Annotated in this window: 18 protein-coding genes and 1 pseudogene; 10 read left to right on the top strand and 9 right to left on the bottom strand. The window is 55.9% G+C overall.

Annotated elements, in window-relative coordinates; all coding sequences use genetic code 11:
* Positions 1-7 precede the first annotated feature (7 nt).
* The 9 genes from fabD (at position 8) to QOY30_RS08605 (ending at position 7,498) form a co-directional block, all read left to right on the top strand.
* Complete coding sequence (fabD, locus tag QOY30_RS08645) at positions 8-940, top strand: ACP S-malonyltransferase (protein ID WP_283744220.1); 933 nt, start codon at positions 8-10, stop codon at positions 938-940.
* A 15-nt stretch (positions 941-955) separates the two neighbouring features.
* Entirely contained in the window at positions 956-1,699 is a 744-nt protein-coding gene (fabG, locus tag QOY30_RS08640) for a 3-oxoacyl-ACP reductase FabG (protein WP_283744219.1), read from the top strand.
* 79 nt (positions 1,700-1,778) lie between these two features.
* Positions 1,779-2,012, top strand: coding sequence for an acyl carrier protein (acpP, locus tag QOY30_RS08635; RefSeq protein WP_283744218.1), 234 nt, complete (start codon positions 1,779-1,781; stop codon positions 2,010-2,012).
* A 42-nt stretch (positions 2,013-2,054) separates the two neighbouring features.
* Complete coding sequence (fabF, locus tag QOY30_RS08630; protein WP_283744217.1) at positions 2,055-3,287, top strand: beta-ketoacyl-ACP synthase II; 1,233 nt, start codon at positions 2,055-2,057, stop codon at positions 3,285-3,287.
* A gap of 12 nt (positions 3,288-3,299) precedes the next feature.
* A complete protein-coding gene (gene pabC, locus QOY30_RS08625) occupies positions 3,300-4,109 on the top strand; it encodes an aminodeoxychorismate lyase (RefSeq protein WP_283746048.1) in 810 nt (269 codons plus the stop codon).
* Positions 4,096-5,103 carry an endolytic transglycosylase MltG gene (gene mltG / locus QOY30_RS08620; protein ID WP_283744216.1) on the top strand — a complete coding sequence of 336 codons (1,008 nt, stop codon included), beginning with the start codon at positions 4,096-4,098 and terminating at the stop codon, positions 5,101-5,103. The genes pabC and mltG overlap by 14 nt, the downstream gene beginning before the upstream one ends.
* On the top strand, positions 5,100-5,708 hold the full coding sequence (gene tmk / locus QOY30_RS08615) for a dTMP kinase (RefSeq protein WP_283744215.1): 609 nt from the start codon (positions 5,100-5,102) through the stop codon (positions 5,706-5,708). The genes mltG and tmk overlap by 4 nt, the downstream gene beginning before the upstream one ends.
* Before the next feature lies 1 nt (position 5,709).
* Entirely contained in the window at positions 5,710-6,717 is a 1,008-nt protein-coding gene (holB, locus tag QOY30_RS08610; RefSeq protein ID WP_283744214.1) for a DNA polymerase III subunit delta', read from the top strand.
* 10 nt (positions 6,718-6,727) lie between these two features.
* Positions 6,728-7,498: a TatD family hydrolase gene (locus QOY30_RS08605; protein ID WP_283744213.1), complete on the top strand. Its 771-nt coding sequence runs from the start codon at positions 6,728-6,730 to the stop codon at positions 7,496-7,498.
* Between the two features lie 847 nt (positions 7,499-8,345).
* On the opposite strand, the gene QOY30_RS08600 is transcribed toward QOY30_RS08605, so the two are convergent.
* Positions 8,346-9,269, bottom strand: a complete 924-nt coding sequence (locus QOY30_RS08600; RefSeq protein WP_283746047.1) for a histone deacetylase family protein — start codon at positions 9,267-9,269, stop codon at positions 8,346-8,348.
* Positions 9,270-9,335: 66 nt separating this feature from the next.
* On the opposite strand from QOY30_RS08600, the pseudogene QOY30_RS08595 reads away from it, so the two are divergent.
* Positions 9,336-12,027, top strand: a pseudogene (locus tag QOY30_RS08595) (bifunctional acetate--CoA ligase family protein/GNAT family N-acetyltransferase).
* Positions 12,028-12,049: 22 nt separating this feature from the next.
* Here QOY30_RS08595 and pelG read toward each other — a convergent pair.
* The 8 genes from pelG to QOY30_RS08555 are packed head-to-tail and all read right to left on the bottom strand — an operon-like array spanning position 12,050 to position 24,364.
* Positions 12,050-13,423: an exopolysaccharide Pel transporter PelG gene (gene pelG, locus QOY30_RS08590; protein WP_283744212.1), complete on the bottom strand. Its 1,374-nt coding sequence runs from the start codon at positions 13,421-13,423 to the stop codon at positions 12,050-12,052.
* Positions 13,411-14,931, bottom strand: coding sequence for a GT4 family glycosyltransferase PelF (gene pelF / locus QOY30_RS08585; protein ID WP_283744211.1), 1,521 nt, complete (start codon positions 14,929-14,931; stop codon positions 13,411-13,413). Before pelF ends, pelG begins: the two co-directional genes overlap by 13 nt.
* Complete coding sequence (locus tag QOY30_RS08580) at positions 14,928-15,332, bottom strand: hypothetical protein (protein ID WP_283744210.1); 405 nt, start codon at positions 15,330-15,332, stop codon at positions 14,928-14,930. The genes pelF and QOY30_RS08580 overlap by 4 nt, the downstream gene beginning before the upstream one ends.
* 44 nt (positions 15,333-15,376) lie before the next feature.
* A complete protein-coding gene (locus QOY30_RS08575) occupies positions 15,377-15,964 on the bottom strand; it encodes a hypothetical protein (protein ID WP_283744209.1) in 588 nt (195 codons plus the stop codon).
* Complete coding sequence (locus tag QOY30_RS08570; RefSeq protein ID WP_283744208.1) at positions 15,957-17,288, bottom strand: PelD GGDEF domain-containing protein; 1,332 nt, start codon at positions 17,286-17,288, stop codon at positions 15,957-15,959. Before QOY30_RS08570 ends, QOY30_RS08575 begins: the two co-directional genes overlap by 8 nt.
* 22 nt (positions 17,289-17,310) lie before the next feature.
* Entirely contained in the window at positions 17,311-17,838 is a 528-nt protein-coding gene (locus tag QOY30_RS08565) for a penicillin-binding protein activator LpoB (RefSeq protein WP_283744207.1), read from the bottom strand.
* A gap of 39 nt (positions 17,839-17,877) precedes the next feature.
* The gene (locus QOY30_RS08560; RefSeq protein ID WP_283744206.1) at positions 17,878-21,636 is read right to left on the bottom strand and encodes a tetratricopeptide repeat protein; all 3,759 of its coding nucleotides are present in this window, start codon (positions 21,634-21,636) and stop codon (positions 17,878-17,880) included.
* The gene (locus tag QOY30_RS08555) at positions 21,599-24,364 is read right to left on the bottom strand and encodes a bifunctional glycoside hydrolase/polysaccharide deacetylase family protein (protein ID WP_283744205.1); all 2,766 of its coding nucleotides are present in this window, start codon (positions 24,362-24,364) and stop codon (positions 21,599-21,601) included. Before QOY30_RS08555 ends, QOY30_RS08560 begins: the two co-directional genes overlap by 38 nt.
* Positions 24,365-24,409 lie beyond the last annotated feature (45 nt).

The raw sequence follows: 24,409 nt of genomic DNA, 5'->3' as shown, positions 1-24,409 counted from the left end.
GTTCAATATGACAAAGTTCGCATTCGTATTTCCCGGCCAGGGTTCTCAATCGCGCGGCATGATGAACGGCTATGCCGATTTTCCTGCAGTGCGCGACACCTTCACTGAAGCTTCGGATGTATTGAAACAGGACCTGTGGCAACTGGTTGCCGAAGGCAGCGATGCCGACCTGAACGCCACAGTTAACACGCAGCCCATCATGCTGACTGCGGGCATTGCGGTCTACCGCGCCTGGCAATCGCAAAGTGGAGCGAAACCAGCCATCATGGCCGGGCATAGTCTGGGTGAATACACTGCGGTGGTTGCCTCGGGCGCATTGAATTTCGCCGATGCGTTGCCGCTAGTGCGCTATCGCGCACAATGCATGCAGCAAGCCGTACCGGAAGGAGTCGGCGCGATCGCCGCGATCCTCGGCCTGGACGATGATCTGGTGCGAGCCGTATGTGCCGAAGGCGCGCAGGGCGAAGTCTTGGAAGCGGTAAACTACAATTCTCCCGGACAAGTGGTCATTGCCGGGAATCGTGCAGCGGTCGAGCGGGGCATGGAGCTGGCCAAGGCCAAAGGCGCAAAACGCGCCATCATGCTGCCGATGAGTGTGCCGTCGCATTGCATCATGATGAAAGATGCGGCTGAGCAGTTGCATGCATACCTGAATAATGTCCCGGTTAGAACCCCGGACATACTTGTGATGCACAATGCCGATGTCGCTGCTTACAGCGATCCGGCCAGAATCAAGGATGCACTGGTACGCCAGCTGTATTTACCGGTTCGCTGGGTGGAAACCATACAGGCATTCGGCAAGCAAGGCATCACGCATAACGTAGAATGCGCACCGGGCAAGGTACTGGCAGGATTGAACAAACGCATTGATACCAACCAGCAGGCAATGACCATCAATGACGGCGAAGCATTGAAAGCAGCCTTGGCTGCGCTCGCATAAAAGGAAAGGACATTTATGATGCTGCAAGGACAAATCGCGCTGGTTACCGGCGCTTCACGCGGGATCGGCCAAGCCATCGCCCTGGAACTGGGAAAACAGGGCGCGACTGTGATCGGTACCGCCACCAGCGAAAGTGGCGCGCAAGCCATCAGTGCCTATCTGGACGGTGCGGGTATCAAGGGCAAGGGCTTTGCGCTGAACGTCAATGACGTGGCCCAGACAGAACAGGTGTTGGCTGTCATCCGCGAACAATTTGGCGAAATATCCATTCTGGTAAACAACGCCGGCATCACCAAGGATAACTTGTTGGCACGCATGACCGACGAAGAGTGGGATGACGTTCTGGCAACCAACCTCAAATCCGTGTTCCGCCTGAGTCGCGCCGTATTGCGCGCCATGATGAAAGCCAGAGGCGGGCGCATCATCAGTATTTCCTCGGTGGTCGGCAGCATGGGCAACCCCGGCCAGGCCAACTACGCGGCTTCCAAGGCCGGTATGGTCGGCTTTACAAAATCTCTCGCACAGGAGATAGGCAGCCGCAACATCACCGTAAATTGTGTGGCTCCGGGATTCATTGATACCGACATGACGCACGCCCTTGGCGAGGAACAACGTGCAAAATTGGTTGAACATGTGCCGTTGAAACGACTCGGTCAACCTGCCGATATCGCTGCTGCCGTCGCATTCCTCGCCAGTCCGGGCGCGGCCTACATCACCGGCGTGACCTTGCATGTGAACGGCGGGATGTACATGGAGTAACGTGGCGTTTTGGAATTTGGCGCTTGTTTGGTAGAATACACGCGCTTTTTGAACTTTAATCAGAGTAGGAGAATCAGGGATGTCTAACGAACAACGCGTAAAAAAAATCGTAGCTGAGCAACTGGGTGTGAACGAGTCCGAAGTCAAGAACGAGTCTTCTTTTGTGAACGACTTGGGTGCCGACTCTCTGGATACCGTAGAACTGGTTATGGCCTTGGAAGAAGAATTCGGCGTTGAGATTCCTGACGAAGATGCAGAGAAGATCACGACCGTTCAACAAGCGCTTGACTACGTCAACACGCATTCCAAGTAATACGTCTGAATCTAATCGTTTCTTTCCGTAGCGGAGTCCAGTTTGGCTAGGCGCAGAGTGGTAGTGACCGGATTGGGCGCAATTACGCCCGTCGGTGTCGGGGTTGCCGAAACATGGCAAAATATCGTGGCAGGCAAATCCGGTATCGGGCGTATCACTCGCTTCGATCCCAGTGCCTTCGCCTGCCAGGTGGCGGGTGAGGTCAAAGGGTTCGAAGTAACCGAATATCTCCCCGCCAAGGATGCGCGTCGTATGGATCGATTTGTCCATTTCGGCCTCGTAGCCGGAATGGAAGCGTTAAAGGACTCGGGACTTGTGGTAACGGAACAGAACGCCGAACGTATCGGCGTTTGCATCAGTTCCGGCATCGGCGGTCTGCCGATGATCGAAGATACCCATAGCGATTTTCTGGCAGGTGGTCCGCGCAAGATTTCGCCATTCTTCATTCCCGGCACCATCATCAACATGATTTCCGGCAACCTGTCCATCATGTATGGATTGAAGGGGCCGAATTTCTCCGTTGTGACCGCCTGTACCACCGGTACGCACAGTATCGGCGAATCGGCGCGCATCATCGAATACGGCGATGCCGATGTCATGATCGCCGGTGGTTCTGAATCAACCATCTCGCCCCTGGCGATTGGTGGCTTTTCTTCCGCCAAGGCGCTGTCCACTCGCAACGACGATCCTGAAACTTCTAGTCGTCCTTGGGACAAGGACAGGGACGGTTTTGTGATGGGAGAAGGTGCCGGTGTTCTGGTGCTCGAAGAGTATGAGCACGCAAAAGCACGCGGAGCAAAGATCTATGCCGAGCTATCTGGCTATGGCATGAGCGCCGATGCCTACCACATGACGGCCCCTAGTACGGACGGACCAAAACGCAGCATGGTCAATGCCTTGCGTAATGCAGGTATCACTCCGGATCAAGTGCAATACGTCAATGCGCACGGTACTTCGACCCCATTGGGCGACAAGAACGAGACCGAAGCCATCAAGCTGGCTTTTGGCGACCATGCCAAAAAACTGGTAGTGAGCTCCACAAAATCGATGACTGGTCACCTGCTGGGTGGCGCGGGGGGTATCGAGTCCCTGTTTTGCGTGCTGGCGATTCATCATCAAATTGCACCGCCCACGATCAACATCTTTGAGCAGGATCCGGAGTGCGATCTTGACTTTTGCGCCAATACAGCACGCCAGATGAAGATTGATGTCGCAGTGAACAACAATTTCGGCTTCGGCGGAACCAACGGCTCCTTGGTATTCCGCAAGGTCTGATCTCGCGCCGTGATGCTGATCAACGGCGCCTCAGGTAACACAATCAACGCGGAAGATCGTGGTTTGTCATACGGCGACGGGGTGTTCCGCACCCTGCGTATGCAAGCAGGGCGCCCAGTCTGCTGGGAACGCCAGTACGCCAAACTGCAGCAAGACTGCAACGCACTGAAGATTTCCTGCCCTTCCGCGCTGGTCCTGTTCAGCGAGCTGCAGCATCTGGGCAAGACCCAAGCCGAGGGCGTTGCCAAAATCATCATCACGCGCGGCGTTTCAACCAGGGGCTACGCCCCATCAGCTCAATCAGAAACGACCCGCGTCCTCAGTGTCATGCCCGCAGCGCCTTATCCGACGGACTATGCCAAACAGGGGGTGCGCTTGTATGTCTGCAAGCTGCGTTTGGGACATCAGCCATTGCTGGCCGGGATCAAGCATCTTAACCGCCTGGAAAACGTGCTTGCCTCAAGTGAATGGCAGGGACAGGATGTGCAGGAAGGCCTGTTGAATGACATCTCTGGTAATGTCATTGGTGGAACTCGATCCAACTTGTTCATGTTGCGCGGCAATATTCTGTATACCCCGAACCTGTCGCGTTGCGGTGTAGCAGGTGTACAGCGAGCCCGTGTGCTGGACTGGGCCAAGCAGCATGGTGTGACCTGCAACGTGGCGGATATCCGCATGGAAGAGTTGATGCTTGCAGATGAGATATTTCTGGTCAATAGTGTGTTTGGCCTGTGGCCAGTGTGCGATCTTGGCGCGTACCGGCGCACACTGCATCCCGGTGCCTGGAAGATACAGGAATGGTTGAACGATGAGCGTCATTAAAGAATTGCTGTTGTGGCTGTTATTCATCCTGATCATCGTGGGAGGTCTGTTTACCTACTATGCGCGTACTCCGATTCCGCTGGAACATACCCCCTTTGAATTTTCCCTGAAACAGGGAAGCAGCCTCAAAAGTGCTGCACACCAGATTCAACAATCAGGTGGACTGAATAACGAATTGCTTTTCGTTTTGCTGGCGAGAAGTCTGCGCAAGGCAAATCAGATCAAGCCGGGAAATTACCAACTGGAACATGAAGTCACTCCGCTGCAACTGTTGAACATGATCAGCAAAGGTCAGTTCGAACACAGCTCATTGACCATCATAGAAGGCACTACGTTCAAGGAGTTGCGCACAACATTGAACGCTGAGTCGACGCTGCGCCACGACAGCGCTACCTTATCGGAAGCGGAAATACTCAAGCGGATCGGCGCAACGGAGTCGGCTGCTGAAGGGCTGTTTTTTCCCGACACCTATAACTATTCCACCGGCAGCAGCGACCTGATCGTGTTGAAACGCGCGTATCAACTGATGCAGCGCAACCTGCAGGATAATTGGAAGAAACGCGACAGCGACCTGCCATTCAGCACCCCTTATGAAGCGCTGACTTTGGCATCCATCGTGGAAAAGGAAACGGGCCAACCCGGCGACCGTCCCATGATCGCTTCGGTCTTTATCAACCGCTTGAAAAAACATATGCGCTTGCAGACCGATCCGACGGTGATTTACGGCATGGGTGACAAGTTCGACGGCAATCTGCGCAAACGCGACCTGACCCAGGACACTCCGTTCAATACCTATACCCGTAACGGATTGACTCCCACACCGATTGCCCTGCCAGGATTGGCAGCTCTGCAGGCAACGCTGCACCCGGCACCGAGTGCCGCCTTGTATTTTGTGGCACGCGGCGACGGCAGCTCGCAGTTTTCCAGCACGCTGATCGAGCACAATAACGCTGTCAACCAGTACCAGATCAAACCATTTAAGCAAAAAAAATGAGCTCAGCTAAATTCATCACTTTTGAAGGCGTGGACGGGGCAGGGAAAAGCACCCATCTGGAATGGTTCGCCAATGCACTGCGCCAGCGCGGCATCAACCTGCTGGTGACGCGTGAACCGGGCGGTACGCCGCTGGGCGAACGTCTGCGCGAGATATTGCTGAACCAGCCCATGCACGCCGAAACCGAGGCACTGCTGATGTTTGCTGCACGCCGCGAGCATGTTGAGCAAGTCATTCGCCCTGCACTAAAAAGCGGAACCTGGGTCATCTCCGACCGATTCAGCGACGCAAGCTTTGCTTATCAAGGCGGGGGCAGGGGCGTACCGCTGGCCAAACTGGAACAACTGGAACAATGGGTACACGCCGACCTTCAGCCAGACCTGACCTTGTTGTTCGATATTCCCATTGAAGTTGCACGCCAACGATTGTCCAATAATGTGAGTTTGGACCGTTTCGAGCAGGAACGCGGCGAATTCTTTGAGCGCGTGCGCCAGGCTTATCTGGTCAGAGCTGCCAAAACACCGCAACGATTCGCCGTTATTCGTGCCGAAAATGCCATACCTGAAGTTCATCAGGAATTGGCGAAAATCGTTGCAACATTTTGAAATGAAATCACTCTATCCATGGCAAACTGAATCATGGCAAGCCTTGCAAGGATTGCGTGCCCGGCTGCCGCATGCGCTGCTGCTTAAGGGCGCGCAAGGGATAGGCAAGCTGGATCTGGCTCTGAATTTTGCCCAGTCATTATTGTGTGAAAAGCCAAATGCCGACGGTATGGCTTGCCAGGAATGCAGCTCATGCCACTGGTTCGAACAAGACAGCCACCCTGATTTTCGCCTGATTCAACCCGATGCGATGTCTGCAGCCGAAGATGGTGAAGAAAAGGCCGGCGCAAAAAAGCCGTCGCGTGAGATATCCGTGGATCAAATACGCGACCTGTCCAGCTTTGCCAATCTGTCCGCCCATTGCGGCGGATTTCGCGTAGTTGTCATTCATCCAGCTGAAGCATTGAACAACAATGCTGCCAATTCCTTGCTAAAAACTCTGGAAGAACCAACCGATAAGTTACTGTTTTTGTTGGTTACGCACAAGCCGCAACAATTGCTGCCTACCATACTGAGTCGCTGCCTTAGTTTTGCCGTACATACTCCGACGCGAGAAGTCGGAGCTGCCTGGCTTGCCCAACAAGGCGTGGCGAACCCTGAACAGGCGCTGGCTCAGACTGGATTCGCGCCTTTGCAGGCGCTGGGTTGGGCGGAATCGGGAGAGGGCTCTGAAGAGCGCAGTATGCTGTTGGCCGCTATTTGCCAACCGGCAAAACTGGATGCCTTGGCACTGGCAGACAGCTTGCAACGCAGTGCCCCGGTTCATGTCATTCATTGCCTGCAGCAATGGTGCCACGATTTAACCAGTGCCAAATTGGCTGGCTCGGTAAGATATTTCCCGGAGCAAGCTGTTGAGATCGGCAAACTGGCTGACAACGTCCCGTCAGCAGCGTTGATGCGGTTCCAGAAGGAATTGCTGGCAGCCAGGCGTGCCGCATTCCATCCGCTCAATCCCAGATTAGTCATGGAATCCCTGTTATTGTCATACCGTCAACTATTCTCTGTTTGAACGCAAACCCATGTTTATCGACTCACATTGCCACCTTGATTTTCCGGATTTGATCAAAGATATTGACGGAATCCTGGGCAATATGCGCGCCAACCGGGTCTCTCATGCCTTGTGCGTCTCCGTCCGGCTGGAAGGATTTCCCAAAGTATTGGAACTGGCGGAACAGCACGATAATCTCTTTGCATCGGTCGGTGTACATCCTGATTACGAACTTGAGACTGAGCCGACTCAAGCCGAGTTGGTTCGTCTGGCGCAACATCCAAAGGTTGTTGCCATTGGCGAGACCGGGCTGGATTATTTTCGTTTGACTGGCAATCTGGACTGGCAGCGTGAAAGATTTCGCATCCATATTCGAGCTTCCAAGGAAAGCGGAAAGCCTTTGATCGTGCACACCCGTTCTGCGGCGGCAGATACTTTGCGCATCATGACCGAGGAAGATGCCGGAAATGTCGGCGGCGTGATGCATTGTTTCACCGAGAATCTGCAAATCGCCCAGGCAGCAATCGATCTTGGATTCTATATTTCTTTTTCCGGAATCGTGACTTTCAAGAATGCAGCAATCATCAAAGAGGTCGCCCGGAGCATTCCGCTTGAAAAGATCCTGATCGAAACTGATTCACCTTATCTGGCGCCGACTCCGCACCGGGGTAAAACTAACCAACCGGCCTTTGTGAAACATGTTGCGGAAGAAATAGCATTATTGCGCGGTATCTCGCTTGAAGAAGTTGGCGAAACGACCAGCCGCAATTTCAGACGATTGTTTCTGAACCAAGTGCAATAAGTTGAAATACAACAAATATCCTTGATTTATTGTTTTGGCTCGATATCTCAATTATTCGCATAATGTATATTATGTAAAATCATTGCTAGCTAATTACTTGCCGCTCCTAGCCCTCGCTGCATTGATAGTAACCAACCCGTTACGCAATACCTGACCAAATAAACCCGTGCCCCATCCGATCTCAACTTGCTGCACGGCGAGGCATCCAGTCTTGCTTCGAGAATACGAAGCTGTAATCAAATTCGATAACGTGATGGACAGAATAATTTGCGGCGCAAGACCAAGACAACCAACCGGCTACATCGCTTTAGCCAGGCTCCAGACTGTAGTTAGGCAACATAATTCTTGACAAATGTGGTCGGCAATGCAAGTATTTTCATGCGGTTTGCTGATAACCAAGGCAGGCGCCAAGTAACAAGTAAATTGTCTGGTTCGCGCTTTCCGTTTTTAGGTAGGACAAGCAACAATGCATTAGGTAGGATAAATACATTAATTAATCCTGAGTAGATTTTTAATTTTCTAAGGAGAGTTAAAATGTCTCTAGTACCGTTTATTATTTTTGGATTGGTTGTATTTGCCGGAATTGTGATTTGGTTTGATGATGCATCAATACACAGAACGACTCATCATGAAGATTTGATGCACAGACATTGATCTGTTTGGTTGATTGAGACGAAGGGTTGGCGTAACCGCCAGCCCTTTTTGCTTTGAAATGGCGGCCGCAGGAATACCGTCATTACCTTGCATTACCCTACCTTGCGCGTTGACGTTCAGGACGCTGCAAAACATCCGGCAGATCGGGACAATAATGCCCCCCCATGGGCCTCTTACTCCGATTAAGTCCGAGTCACAGCCCGCTTAATATTTTGATATGAGCCATTGCGCTGCGCCCCAGCGCATGCAATGCATATCCACCTTCCAGCGCCGAAACGATGCGCCCTTGGCAGTGCTTTTCCGCAACTTGCTTTAAATGCTGCGTCACCCAGCCGTAATCTCCATCAACCAGTCTTAGCATGGACATGTCATCTTCCCGGTGAGCATCGAATCCGGCAGAGATCAACAGGAATTCAGGCTTGAAAGCTTCCAAAGCGGGTAACCATATATTGGTGACAGCGGCACGAAACTCTTCGCTACCGGCGCCCGCCGCCAGCGGTACATTGATAATGTGTTCATTTCCGCTGTCCGCACCACCATAGGGATAGAACGGATGCTGGAAAGTCGAGCACAACATCACGCGCGGATTTTCGTGAAAAATGTGTTCTGTTCCGTTGCCGTGATGCACGTCGAAATCCGCTATCGCTACCCGGCTCAAGCCATGCGCGGCAAGCGCATGCGCCGCACCGATGGCGACATTATTAAAGATACAGAACCCCATGGCCCGGGCTCTTTCTGCATGATGCCCGGGCGGGCGAATATTACAGAAGGCATTCTCCGTTTTTCCTTCCATCACCAGGTCCACACCCATCACAACGGCACCGGCTGCACGCAGTGCAGCCGGATAGGTGAAGGGATTCATCTCGGTATCGCCGTCGAGCATCACTCTGCCCTCTTTTGGCGCAGTGGCTGCAATGCTGTCAATATAGTCGCCATCATGTACGCGCAGCAATTGTTCGCGCGACACCTCTGGTGCATCGTGATGCTGAAGATAGCCGAACAATCCGGATGCAATCAATTGATCCTCGATGGCATGGATACGAGCCGGACATTCCGGATGATCCGAGCCCATGTCGTGCCTGAGACAGAGCGGATGACTGATGTAAGCGGTCTGCATGGTATCGAAGCGGTAACGGTACGGTGCTATCATACCGAATCGAGTCTTACGCGGGAGCGCAATATCATGGGCAAGCACTACCTCAATCCCTTGTTCGCACCTAAATCTGTGGCCGTATTCGGTGCCAGCGACCGCATCGATTCGGTCGGGCAGATCGTATTCAAGAACATGTTGAATAGCGGTTTTCAGGGCAAGCTCTACGCTATCAACCCCAAGAATCCGCAAGTACAAGGCCAAACAGCCTATCCTTCCATCGCAAAGATCGATGAACCGGTAGAACTGGCAGTCATCGCCACACCGGCGCAGACCGTGCCCGGCATCATTGAGGAATGCGGCATACACGGCGTGAAGGCGGCGGTCATTATCACCGCCGGTTTTGGCGAGACAGGTGCGGACGGCGCCACGCTGGAACGCAAAATGATGGAAGCTGCGCACCAGTACAACATCCGACTGATCGGGCCGAACTGCCTCGGCATCATGCGTCCCTCGATCGGGTTGAACGCCACTTTCAACAAGGGCGTTGCGAACGTCGGCAACATCGCGCTCATATCGCAATCGGGCGCGCTGTGCACCGCCATCCTCGACTGGGCGACCCTCAATGATGTCGGTTTTTCCAGTGTCGTATCGATGGGCTCCTCGACCGATGTGGATTTCGGCGAAATTCTCGACTATCTGGTGTCCGACTCCAACACGCACAGCATCCTGATGTACATCGAAGGCATCCGCAATGCGCGCAGTTTCATGAGTGCTTTGCGTGCCGCCGCCCGCATCAAGCCGGTGATTCTGGTCAAGGTCGGGCGCCATCCCGCCGGTTCCAAAGCCGCAATGTCGCACACAGCCTCGCTGGTGGGTGCGGACGATGTGTTCGATGCCGCCATCCGGCGCGTCGGCGTGGTGCGTGTGGATAACGTCACCCAATTGTTCACCGCCGCCCGCTCCTTGTCCTGTGGTTTTCGCCCGGTGGGCAACCGTCTCGCCATCGTCACCAATGGCGGCGGTCCCGCCGTGATGGCCGCCGACCGTGCCGCCGACCTGGGACTGGTCATGGCCGAACTGTCGGATACCACGATCGAATATCTGAATCAGCATCTGCCGCCAAACTGGCCGCATTGCAATCCGGTGGACATCATCGGGGATGCTCAGTCGGATCGTTACTACCACGCGGTCAAAGCCTGTCTGAATGACGAGAATGTGGACGGCGTACTGGCCATCCTTACGCCGCAGGCGATGACCAAACCGCTGGAATCAGCAAACGTGTTGATCGAACTGGCTAACGAAAGCACCAGCCATCGCAGCAAACCGCTGCTAACTTGCTGGATGGGCGAGACGCAGGTTGCCGAGTCGCGCAAAGCATTCACCAAAGCGCACCGACCGCATTTCCGCACACCGGAACCCGCGGTCGAAGTGTTCTCGCATTTGTACGCGTATTACCGCAACCAGAAGATGTTGATGCAGATGCCTGGCCCGCTGTCGCACCATATCGAACCGGATGTGGACGGCGCCCGCCTCATCATCGAAGGTGCGATGCAGGAACACCGCAAAGTCCTGACCGAGATGGAATCGAAAGCATTGCTTTCCGCCTTTCACATTCCCGTGGCGCACACCATGGTTGCGCACTCGCCGAGCGAGGCACTGCTGATCGCGCAGCAACTCGGTTTCCCCGTGGCGATGAAGATCAACTCCCACGACATTTCGCACAAGTCCGATGCCGGCGGGGTGGTACTCAATCTGCATAGTTCACACGGCGTCCTGGCTTCCTATCAACACATTATGGACACCGTGCATCTAAACCGGCCAGAAGCCAAGATCGACGGCATCTCCATCGAACCGATGGTCGTCAAACCGAACGGCCGCGAGCTCATGATAGGCGTGACTACCGACCCGGTGTTTGGTCCGGTGATCACCTTCGGCGCCGGCGGTACCTCCGTCGAAATCATGGGCGATCGAGCGGTTGCGCTGCCCCCCCCTGAACCACTTCCTGGTCAAGGATCTGATCCAGGGCACGCATGTATCCAAGATGCTTGGCCAATTCCGCAATCTGGCTGCGGCCAACATTGAAGCGTTGGAAGACGTGCTGCTGCGCGTGTCGGAAATGGTGTGCGAACTGCCGCTGCTGAAGGAAATGGATATTAATCCGCTGATCCTGGATGAGAACGGTGTATTGGCAGTCGATGCACGCGTCGTGGTCGAATTCCGCCAACCCAGCGCCGATCGTTACTCGCACATGGCGATCTACCCCTACCCGACTCATCTGGTCTGCCAGTGGCAAATGACCGACGGCACCGACATCACCATCCGTCCACTCCGTCCTGAAGATGCCATGCTGGTCAAAAAGTTCGTGCATGACCTGTCGGACGAATCCAAATACTTCCGCTACATGAACAGCGTGCAGGAATTGACCGAGGAAATGCTGGCGCGATTGACACAACTCGACTACAGCCGCGAAATGGCGTTGCTCGCGATGGTTGAAGAAGCGGGGCAAGATGTGGGACTTGGTGTATCGCGCTACGCGATCAATCCGGACGGAAAAACATGCGAGTTCGCTCTCGTGATCGCGGACAACATCGCTGGCAAGGGGCTGGGGCAAAAACTCATGGTCACCTTGATGGATGCCGCACGCTCGCATGGGCTTTCGATCATCGAAGGCGAAGTCCTGAACAACAACCACAGGATGCTCAAACTGATGACCCGCCTCGGTTTTACCCTCAAATCCAGCGAGGACGATCCGGGTGTGATGAAAGTCAGCAAAGAACTTTAACTCACGCTTCCGGAAGTTCGGGTCATTGCAACATGAACGTCTCGTACTCCAGCGTATCCAGCTTGCGCGAGAGCAACTGCATCCCCGTCAGCACAGTGATCAGCAGCGACAGTGCGAAACCGTAGCCGTAATAGCTGGCACCGAGATAAAGGCTCAGTGACGTCAGGGCAATGTTGGCGAACAGAAACAGGACGCAAAGAAAAACCACGATGCGGCGCTTGTCGAGATAGAAAAAAATATTCAGGATGCCGAGCAGCACCACCTGCAGGCCGGCCGCGACCACATCCACATCGAGCAGCGGCAGATACAGGGTGGAGATGCCGAGCCATTTGAGCAGTTTTTCGCCGAGCACAAAAACCAGCAATACGGCGATAGCCTGTATCTTGACGATCTCGAACAGCCCCTGCCGTACCGTGAACAACATGTTGTCGCGCATGGTTTCGATATGATCGAGCGATCCCCCTTCGCGCACCGCGTCATAGAATTTCTCGTAATACTCCACAAAATCGGTTTCTATCCGCACCAGAAATACCGCCATGCCGGGAATGATCGCCAGATAGGCGAGGAAGATCGGAAAATCGTAAATCAGCGAGGCCCGCAACGGCCCGATGATGTTCTGGCTGGTATCCGGGTAGAACCAGAACATCAACTTGTCGGCCCAAACCGCGAGATTGTAGAGAAACCCCGCCCATACCAGACTGGTGTACATCGCTCCCGGACGCATGAAATCGAAGGAGATAAATGAATCAACCAGGGGAAAAGTGCGCAGCGTCAATGTCACCATGCCGATCAGGAGCACGAAATGCCCGATGACAAAACCGAGCAGCAAACCTTCCATTCCATGCGACCGCAAAAGTAGTGCACCAAACACGGTAACGGTGTAGCCAATTGCGAAAAGAACCACGATCTCCTTGTACTGCTTCATACCGGACAGAAAAATCGTGGCCACCCAGATCGCACACAGGATGACAAAACCGGAAAGCATGAGTATGCGGTATGGCACGCTCATGCCGGAAAAGAACAGGAATATCGCAAGTAGCCCGACAATGCCGCTGACACTCGTCACGACCAGCAGCATGCCATTGAAATTCGGCAGCACCTCCTTATCCAGTTTTCTGAACAAGTTGTCCGCGATGAAGCGCGTAAAACCGAGCTGGATAAAGCCGGTCAGGATCAATGAACTGAGTATCAAATAGGTAACGGAGACCTGAAACTGGACGATCAAAAAATGCGGGAACACCACGCCCAGACTCAGAAAGCCGACAAATAAAATCCCGACGATAGACAGCACCCATGGCCCGGAGCTGATGATGCCGGCATAGGCATAGGCCTGGAACAGCCCGAAATAGCTGTCCTTCTCCAGCAGCTTGCGCAGCTCGAAGCCTATGCCCGCCATGTGGTCACCACTTCATAAATGGCCCGATAGCTGGCAAACATCTGCTCCTGTGTGTAATAGGCTTCGACCCGCCGAATGCCAGCCTCGCTCGCCGCGTGCCAGGCTGCCTCGTCGGTCAGCAATTCCAGCGCGGCTTCCGCCAGGGCCTGCGGATCGGCAATGTTAACGATTCGTCCGGCAGCACCGAACGCCTGATCCTGCTCATCCAATCCGTAGATCAGCTGGCGGCAGGAGCCGACATCCGTAGTGACAGCGGGAACGCCTGCGGCAAAACCCTCCAGGAGCACGAGCGGCAATCCTTCGCTGATCGAACTGAGCACGACCAGACCGATCCTGGGCAACAGTTCAGTCATCTGCTGAAAGCCGAGAAATTTGATGCTGCCGTCAAGACCCAGGCCATTGACCAGATCGCGGCATTCGTCCACATAGTCCGGATCTTCATCCTCCGGCCCGGCGATCCAGCCCTGCGCTTCGGGCATCCGGTTGACCACTGTGCGCATCGCACGGATGTAGGTCTTGATGTCCTTGATCGGCACGACGCGGCCGATCAGGCAAAGGATAGGCGGTGGCGAAGCCGGGCGCTCAGCGCGCAGTGCGGCGAAACGGGCCACATTGACGCCATTTGGAATGTTGCGGGTACGTTCTGCCGGCGCGCCATCTTCGATTTGTCGCAAGCGGTTGGCCTCGAACAGGGCGACGATATGGTCTGCGCTGTCGTAGCAACGTGTACCGAGCGCCTGAAAAAACCGTATCCACAACTGGCGGAAATAACTGATTTCGGTGGGATCGCGCTGAAAAACATTGCGATTGTCCCTGACCCATTGAGCCTGGAACAAATCGATCTTGCGTTCCTTGGTGTAAATGCCATGCTCGGAAAGAACCAGCGGACATCCGTTTTTTTCCTTCAGCAATGCGCCGAGCAATCCGGCATAACCGGTTGAAACCGAGTGATATGCGCGCACCGGAATGAAATTCTCGGCGATATCGGCCAGCAACCAGATCGGCGCATGCATCGAGCGCACCGTCCAGAAATAATCGACGAACGAAGGATCGGTGCAGTGTTTCTGGTATTTTTCCTTGACGAATTCCCAAGCCGTCTGGCTGTACAGAAAGGTGTCAAGACTGGCGCCGCCATTGGCTGAAAGTTCTGGAATGAGTTTCTTGAAGGTCTCCCTGCCATCGGGATTGGTCTCGGGGAAACGGAAACATTCGTGCAGATGCTTGATATCCCCGAAGACCGCCGGATCTCCGTGCATCGGGCGCACTTGCGGTACCGCATGGTGATTATGCAGATAATGGGTTTCCAGATGAACGACGTTATCCGGCAGGACATACTTTGCATCGCCGTAATCTTCAGCCCTGCTGCCGATGAAAACCAGGGCAAACGTATATTGGGGGAAACCGTGGATGATCTGGTTGACCCAGCTCGACACTCCGCCGGAAACATAAGGAAATGTGCCTTCCAGCAGCAGTCCGATGTCGGCACGTTCAGCGCGCGGAAAATTCATACGGCATTCTCTTTGGCAGAAATAAACCCCTGACGCTCGGATTTGTGCACCCAAAAATTGATTGCGCTTTTCATGATCGGTGTTACCTGAGAAATAGAAAGGCGCGAGAGCAGACTTTGCACCGTACTATAATCGCGCCGGTTAAACGCAATCTCGACGATATACGGTATCGCGCGTGATTCGGGCAAGCCATGCGATATTGCCAATCCCAATATCAGTTGGGCTTCTTCGTATCTTTTGGATTCAAGCAGAATGCGTCCTTTAAGGAAGAGCAGTCCCGTGTCCTGCTGTTCGATATTCAATACAGCATCCGCGTAGTAAAGCGCCTGGTTCAATGCGTGGGTACGCAGATCCCCCTGTGCAAGTCCGGCATAGATCATTTCCCAGTACAGCTCGGCCAAATGCCTGAGCCCTACCAGGCGAAGCTCCCTGCTTTCCGCGCTTCTCAAATTGACAAGTTCGGCATGAATCTGTGCCGTGATTTTTTTTCCCGGCTATCGAGCAAGCCATAAGCAACCAGTCGAATATCGTCGGATGCATCGCCCAGCATATCTTGCAACAAAGGACTTGAAACACGCGCCGGGATTCCCTGCAGCGCCAGCAACGATTGCAGACGTCGCTGGGTAGGGATGGAAGTATGTGCCAAACGGGACTTGATTCCACCCTGGCTGAACTTGATTTCCGGCTCGCGGAGAGACAGAACGAACTCCGGCAGAACCAGATGGGCAAAGGGTGGCAAAACACGATCGTGCCGACGGTACATGGAAAGCATTGCAGCGGCATATGCCCCGGGCAGGCCCAGTAGCGGAATGAAGAATGCAACGTTGAACAGCAGCAGCGTGACCGGTCTGCGCGGATGGCGAAATTTTTCGGGCATAAAATGCCAGCCGGACAGGGCCAATAACAGGCTGGCCAAGGCATGTTGAAACAGACACAAAAACAAAATCCCGTCACTGCCGTTCTTCAGCGAGATCGTGGCGATGGCGGTTATTTCCAGTACCAGCCCCAGCGTTGCCAGCAGGAATTTAATCATGGCGTGTATCAAAAATTCGTTTCAGGGATACCATCGGATCGCTTTCGGCCAGACTGATTCTGATCGGTGTCAGGCTCCATTGGTCATAATCGGCTCCCATGTATTCCTTCAGCATGGTTTCGATACGAAGCAAATATCCATCTACTGCCGATTCATTGGCCAGCGGCATCAGATTGACCAGCAACGTACGATCCCCGGCCTGGGTTAGCCATGGAATGTCCAGGCCTCGCCGAATGTGGGTCAGCTGGTTAACGGCCTGGCGCCCCTTCTCGTCGTTGGCGAAGGACAGCACGACGACATGGCTGATGATGTTATTGGAGCGTTGCAGGTGCAGCAGTCTCGAAAATTCTGCGGCAAAGTCATGCGGCGCGTCGGGAAAGAGCCTGAAGAATTGACGCGCCCCCTCGGCTTCGTTCACGCAGTCCGCATAGTAACCGAGCATAACCGAAAGCATCTGCAGGTTTTCTTCGTTCAGCGCAAGAAAAGGCATACGATCGATTGCCAGCACGCCCAATACTTTCTTGTCGCTGGTCAGAATGGGCGCGACCACCAGGAACGGCGAGGGAAGTTCCAGGTCGGCCAAACCCTCGATAAGCAGGTGAGACAGCGACTGATGTTCCAGTGCATGAAGCAGCAACGGATCGCTGGCAGACAAGCCGGGAGCGGAACCTATCTGGCTTGTCCGCACATAGTCTCCGTCTTCGGATAAAACAAAAATCGCCGCGGATTCCAGCTGGCAATACTGCGTCAACAACTGAAGCAAAGGAAGCGATGCGGGCAAGCTCGAATCGACCTGTCCGGAAGTCAATTGCCTCAGACCGCCCAAGGCATCGCGTAGCGTGACTGGCTTGGTCAGGATTTCCTGCTCCATGCGGTCATGCGAGAGCCTGAGCAGCAAATGACGAAGCGTCATTCTGCTCAATCGCTCGTCCAGGTAATTGTTGGTTTCTTCCGCCCGACGCAGGCGTGCGCCCCAAGCGGCACTGAACTCACCGCATAGCATCACCATAATCAGGCCACCCAGAAAAAACTGCTCGGGAAAGCTCTCATGGGTCTCCGACAAATGGTCCATCAATTTCCATGCGGCGATCAGGATAAGCGATGAAACCAGTCCCGGTGGCACGCCATAGCGTAGCGCGATCAATACCGGGGCAATCCATATCCACGGGAATTCGCCGTTGATCTGGAACGGATTGTCGTGCTCGAAGAAAATCCCCGCAGCGATGACGCCCAGCGTGATCACTACCACTTCCAGCCACATCACCCGCCTTTGATGCACGGGGGCCAATGCGGTATGGAAATGCGCAAAGAACTTGTCTAGCATGTTTCGGAATGCCACGGGATGATCACTCTATGGACGCGTCGGATAACATCTTCCTGATCAACTCCTGCGCGACGGCACTCAATGCATCGCGGCTCCAGCCGCTCTTGCTGCCGGCAGAGCTCCACACAACGCGGTCCCCATCCTTGAGGTCGACGATCTGCAGCGTCATGCCAACAGCGGGTTCCCCGTCGACTCCCACTTTATAGTGCCACTCTTCCACCGCACCCGTCACCGCATAGCGCACGCCCTGCTCGCGCGCCCAATTCATCGCATCGATCACCACCTTGCGCTCGGCGGGTTCGAACAGGCTGTCCTGGTTCAACGCCGGCGGGTAGCTCCGCAGATTGGCGATACCGCGGGCACGCAACAGCACTTCGATCAGCGCTTCCGCGCGCAAGCCCGCCTGCGGCACATCAGTATGATTGGCGACAGGCAGCAATGCCCATTTCGCATCGCGTTCCAGCGGTTTGGAGTTGTGGTTCTGATCCATGACCGCGCAGGATGCGAGCATGAACGCCATGAGCAGGATGCCAAGTTTTATAGCTTTCATTTCATTTCCCCCTGGGTGAGTTTCCAATAGTAATAATAATCAGTCGATAAAATACCGGTAGTTCAATTTGAATTCACGTATCAAGCCATTGACGAGATTTGCGCCACCGCGTACCTGGCTGAGGGTCAGGGAGAGCTGGTCGCGACCGGCAACCGAACCTGCCAGACCAAGCATTGCATTATAGCCCTGCCCGCTCAGGTCATTATTGGTCGCACAGCCGTCCACATAGGAACGCCATGCGTAGGTATAGACACGCCGGTTGAGTTCGCCGGTGCCGAAGCACACCCCGTAGATATTCATGTTGTCCGGCAACGGAAGCATGGCATTGGGAACCGGGTTGAAGTTGGTATGAATGCCGATCACCCTCACCTTCCAGTTCGGGTATTCGGTACGGATTTGGTGGCCGAGCTCCATGGAGAGATGGTTGCCGCTCCCGAGAAAATCCCCGGTCTGGCTGTAGTAACGCGCCCAGCCCGGCTCGACGTTGAAATAATCGCGCTTGCTGAAATCATAAAGCAGACCGGTGCTGACCTGGTCGCGCATGCCGAAGACCATCAGATCGTTGGACTCGTCGGCAGTAGCGTTGACCTCCAGGCCGAGCTGCAGATGGAGGCGCGGCAGAACGGTCATTTCATGCTTCACTTGCGATTCGGTGATGTTCGCGTATTCGTTCCTGCGCCGCACTGCGATCTCGGTATCGCCAAAGGCACCGTGGTTGCTCAGCGCAATGCCGGTGACCTTTTCATTGTGCGGATCATTGGGCATGACCGAGTCGGGATCGTTCGACTCGCGCATCTTCTGGTATTCGACTGCAAAACGCGTGCCCTGGGCGATGGCAGTCTCGAACCGGCTGCTCTGAACGTAGCGATGCAAGCCGCCAAACTGATTGTCCTGCAATTCCATGTCGATAAAACTCGCGGCAGGCAGCACGTCTTCAACCAGGTGCTGATAGGCATCGTCATTGCCCGGATCGTCCTCCAGTCCCCGGAAGACGATGGATTGCGCATAGCGGATCTGTTCTGTCGCGATCGCCGCATCGTGGCGGACCAGCATCGGCATGCCGTCAGGCTGTTCCGCAAGAAAGCCGGCAAGGCGCCCGGCATCGTTTTCCGCCGCGGCAACGGAAACGTCGGCCCATAACGGTCGGCTGAGCGCCTGGCCGTAGCGCTGCCACAACCAGGCCTTGGCGTTTGCGGACTGTTCCTTCGATATCGCCCATCCCAGCACCAGTTCGTCGGTCATGCGGTCCGCGGCTGCATCGTGCTTGTTCAGCGAGTTTGCCCATTCCAGCGTCATCTCGTCGGCTTTGCGATCCGTCACGACATCGCGATCAAGCAACCTGTCCTGGCGCAATACCGAACGCACCAGAGCGAAATCGGGATCGCCGGGATGATTCAGCATCGACAAGCGTGCCGCCGCCAGCATGTCATTCGAGAATGGAAGTTTCACCGGCTTTGCGGACAAGGCGGCGCGCAACTGCAACCATGCCTGCCTGCGCACGCGATCGGCCATGCCGGTTTGCCGGTCCTGCTCGAGCGCATCGGCAAAATTCACGAGCCAGAGGAAATCCTGCCCGCCCTGCCTGAACTGGCGGCCGTAGTAGGCCACCGCGCGCGACGGCTGGTCGAGCACCTGGTATGCGGCGGCCAGCGCTCCCCAATAGGCCGGATTCTGCCGGCCTCCGTGCGCTTCGACTTGCACCACCATCTCGCGCAGGGCGGGCCGGTCGTGCGAGTCGATAAAGAACCAGAGAACGGCGTTGGTGGTATTGGCATCGTTAGGCGCGATCGCGGCAGCGTGGCGAAAATCCGCGCGCGCATCCTGGAAGGCTCCCGTCGCCTGGAAGAACTGCGCTCGCAGCACATAAAAACGCGAGTTGCCGGAGAGATCGACTTTGGGGTCGGCCGCAACCAGCGCAAACAGCCGCTTTTGCGCCACCAGATCGCCCCGTGCGGCGTAGATTTCCAGTGCCCGCAACAACAGGTCGCGGTCGCCGAACCGCTGGTAACCCAGTTCCGCCAGGGCCGCCTGCTCTTCCTGCCGGGTATCGCCGAGCAGATAGATCAGGCGGCTGATGTCGTCCCTTGCGAGCTTTCCGGCCGATGCGAGACGACGATAATCTTGCGTGGCATCGCTGTCCTGCTGCAACTGCCAGGCAAGATCGGCCAGCAGTTTCCAGTAGGAATAATCCTTTTCATCGACATTGGCATGGTTCTGCTGCAGCAGCTCATAGGCCTTCCGGTATTCGCCTTTCCTCAGGTACAGGTTGGCGACTTTCATCGCCCACTCGGAATGTGAGCCCTGGATCTTGAGCAGGCGCGCATACAGGACACCGGCACGCTCGTCATCCCCGCTCCGTTCCGCCAGGCGCGCGGCGATCTCAAGTTGCAGCGGAAGATGATCGACGGCATAACGCGCTTCGAAATACTTGATGCCTTCCTGTTGCCGTCCGGTCTGCTCGAACATATCGGCGATGTAATGCCACTGCGCGGCATCCGGCTGCTGCCTCGTGGCCATGAGCTTCCAGGCGTCCAGCAGTGCGTCGTAATCGTTCTGGCCGGGCGCCAGCCTCAATACGGCCAGCAACGCTTCCCGGCTGTCGTCGTGATGCAGCAACCATTTCCATTCGCGCAGCGCGATGTCCGGCTTGTTGGTCCATTCCGCCACCTGCGCCAAACGTTTGTGCCATACCCTGTCCTTGGGCACCTGGCGCACGGCAGCCGCAGCCACTCGAAACGCCTCGGCCAGATTGTTGTTACCCACAAAAACATCGTAAGCGAGCTGATAATTCCTCTGGTTGTAAGGGCGGATACCGTCGATGCCGTCCTGCGGTTGCACAGAATCATCCGCATTCGCGTTCGCTATCCCGATCAAGCCCAGATCGATCTTCTGCAGCCAGGCCAGGACTGGCTCCAGCCAGGAGAGGTGCAACAGCTTCTTGGCATAATGGACGGCCCGCGGCTGATCGTTGGCGGCGCGTGCAGTCTGGACCAGAAAATAGAGCGTCTCGGTATCGTCCTCGAGGTTGCCGAGGTGCTGGTCGATTGCCTGCATCGCCTGGCTGTACAGGCCTCCGGCCATCAGTGCACGTATGCCGGACATCAGGAACCTGCGCTGTTTCGCCAGCGAACTCTCCTTGTGGCGCGCAATGAAATACAAATGGGCCGCAAGCTCAAAGTCTCCATCGCCGCGCGAGCGCGCTGCAGTCTCCGCAAACCAGTCTGCCGGCATCGTCGCGGAAGCATCCGCAAGGTTGCGGTAAAGCAGCGCAGCGATGCCGTTCTCGTGCAATTGGTCGGCTTGTCCGGCAAGGTAGGCCAGCGTCGGAACCGGCCAGTCCCGCCCGAGCAGTTTCATGAATGCCGCGGTGCGTCGTTGCGCCAGTTCCGCCCGCTGCGGAGAGTCCTTCGGGCTCTGCAGATATAGCATGGTCAGGTATTTGTACTGGATCAGCAGGCCTTTCGACTGCCAGACGGGAAAGTCACTTTTCAATGCCGGTTCGATGAGTTTGGCAATTCCATCAGTGTCGCCGAGAAATATCCTGTGCTCAGCAAGCAGGATGCGCAGTTCCAGATTGTGCGGATCGGCCTTCAGCAGGTTGGTGAGGTATTCGACCGTCAATGGGTCGCCCAGCCGCTGCTGCGCAGCCTGCCGCAACAAGTCCTGCTTCGGAAAGATCATCACCAGCGGGATCAGCACGACCACGGCGAAACCGGCCAATGCCCAGTTGGACATCAGGCGCGGCCGCTCGATGCCGAGCTTACCGCGGGCAGTAAATTCGTAGCTCGTCGATTGCATGGTTCTGCATGGAAAAATGGCTGACGCCGTTGCCCCTGGAATCCGCCTTGATCGCCAGGCCGTCGGCACGCACCGTGCACCGCGTGCCCAGTGCCAGGTCGAACTTCAGGGGAACCTGTCCGTCGAGTGCCAGCACCATTATCTTGCCGTCCGCAGCGGCGGTCGACGTCAGGCGCGTGACGCGTGCATTGGCGGACACCAGATAAGGCAGCGGGGGCGCTGCAGATTTGCCGAAACGGACATATGCTTCGCTGCCGGCGAGATGCAGGTACTGGCCGTCCTGAAATCGATTGAAGCCGGCCACTCCGGAATTGCCGTCAAGCAACGGCTGCCCGAGTGCAAGTGGCGCACGCAGTTCGTGCACGTCCCCTGTGCCTCGCACCAGCCAGCCGTCGCGGGTGTGTGCCACCACCATGCTGTTGAAATCCAGCACCTTGCGGATGTAGTCGGAGACATGGACCGGCGTGGTCTCCTGCGCCATGGCCCACTTGAAGACCCTGTCGAGTGCGCGCAGCGATGCCGGCTTGCTGGCCGAATAGGAGTGGAAATAGATATCGATCGGCTTCAGCCGATACGGTGCATCGGTCAACTCGAAGGTCTCGATGACCCGCTCGAAACCATAGAACGGCCCCAGCCAGTTGTTGGTATAGACGTTCTCGTTCTGGTTCGGCGCATACACCTGGAAGTATTTGCCTTTCGCAACTCCCAGCGGCCCCACCAGGGACAACGTTGGGAAACTGCGGGTGATCGTCGTTTCGCCGCCGTTCATGCTCAGGATGCCGATCCGATTTGCGAGTTCAAGCGCATCCGTACCCACGTTGCAGTCGCCGGTCCAGAGAAACGTCATCACCTTCTTGCCGGGCGGGGCCAGCCGGGATTCGATATAGGAGATCGAGCCCGGAATTTCCTTCTGCAGGTCGAAGGTGTAATTCGGCATATTGAGGTGATAGTCCTCGTCTTCCGGATTGCTTGCGGCCTTTCGCCACTGGAAAGGATGCGAGTAGGAATGGCTGCCTATTTCCACCTGCGGCAGCGCGAAGATCGCGCGCGCGACCTTTTCCAGGGCGGCCGACTGGGCCGGATAAAGGCCGTCCGGCGCGACCTCCCCCTGAATGACCGAGATGGTCGAGGGCAAGGGATATTTCTTCAGTATCTCCCGGAGCAGCACTTCGCCCGAATAGGGAGAGCCGGGGAACTCGCCCTTGCTTACAAAGCCGTCGCCGTCCATGTGCACCATCAGCATCCGCCTGCCGCTCTCGGTCGTCACGTTCGGCACGGGCATTTCCGGCAGCTTGAGCGCGCGCTTCAGGAACTCGATCGGATTGATCACCCAGCGCTGGTTGTTGCTGGTGTCTTTCGGGCCGGTGTTGTTGCTGATGCTGGTCAGCTCGATGATGACATACGGGTTCAGGGCATAGCCGCCCCACGGGGTCAGCGCGACTGCGTCCTGGGTTTCGCCGCGATCGTTCGCCAGCCTCAACAGGGACTTCCCGGTCTGGACATGCAGCGGAAAGAAGGCCGCGCGATCCAGGATAGGCTGTGTTTCAAAACCGACCAGGGGATCTTGCTGTACGACATGCAGGCGCGTGCGTTCAGTGGTCGCCGACGTGAACTGCACGCCGAGCTGTCCGACATCGACGTTGTCAAACAGGAATTCGCACTCGCCCAAAAGGACAACCGGCACGTCGGCATCGATCTGCTTCTTCAGCCAGGCAGCCAGAACGCTGCCCTGTTTGCCTATCGCATTGTCCAGCCACACCACGATGCCGGCGTAGCGCCCCGCCAGCAGTTCGACAGGAAGCGCGCCGCGGCCGTCCAGGTATTCGACGCTGTATCCCAGATAGTTGAGCGGCATGGTGCCGTAATTCAATCCGCTGGTATTGATCAGGTCATACTCGGTGTTCGCATTGTCGTGAACCATCAGGATCTTGCGCGGCATGACCTCGATCTTGCCGACGCCCAGCATGTTCAGTTCCGGATTCGTCACCCAGGGAATGAATCCCAGGTCGCTGATCTTTGCCGCCGTCTCGCGTGCGAGATATCGCTTTCCTGGCGGTACATAGTCGATGGAGATGACGGGCAGCCTGTATTCCTGTGTGACGCGCTTCAGTTGCCCCAGCAACCATTCCCGGTCGGCGGCAAGCACGGTTCCGTATTTTTGCTGCGTCTGGTTCCATTGCTGGAACAGCGACTCGACGGCCACCGCAAACACGTCCTGGTGAACCTGCGGCAGGATCTCGAACCCGCGATTGAAAATCAGCCGGGCCTGCGGGTAACGCTTTTTCAGCTCGCTGATAACCGCAACCATGCCAGCTTCCTGCTTTGTCCTGGCGGCATCCGTTTTGGCAAAACGCTGGTAGGAATCGAGCGTATCCAGGAAAAATCCGCGATAACCCGCATCCCACAAAGGCTTGATGGCGTGCTCGAGGAAGAACGCGGGCCACTCCGGGCGCGACTGGTCGAGCACCACACTGCCCCACTCGGCGTCCTGCCCCAGCTTCCAGGCATCCGGAATATCCTTCAGATAGCTACGGTCCGGAGACGCTTCCCCCAGGGAGACATAGGCGAACAAGGCCGTCTTGTCATTGGCGTACGGCTTCGGATCGGGCACATGCAGCGGCTCCACCACCACCACATCGAAGGCGTGCAACTCGTCCCACGGCGGGTTGTCCCCGTAGAACATGGCGACGTTCGGCTGGGAAGCGAACGCCAGGGAGGACGTCAGCATCAGCACATGGAAAATTCCCAACCGGCACCGCGCAAAGATCAAACT

The sequence above is a fragment of the Sideroxydans sp. CL21 genome, from assembly GCF_902459525.1.
Lineage (GTDB): Bacteria > Pseudomonadota > Gammaproteobacteria > Burkholderiales > Gallionellaceae > Sideroxyarcus.
This window is presented reverse-complemented; position numbering and strand designations above follow the sequence as displayed.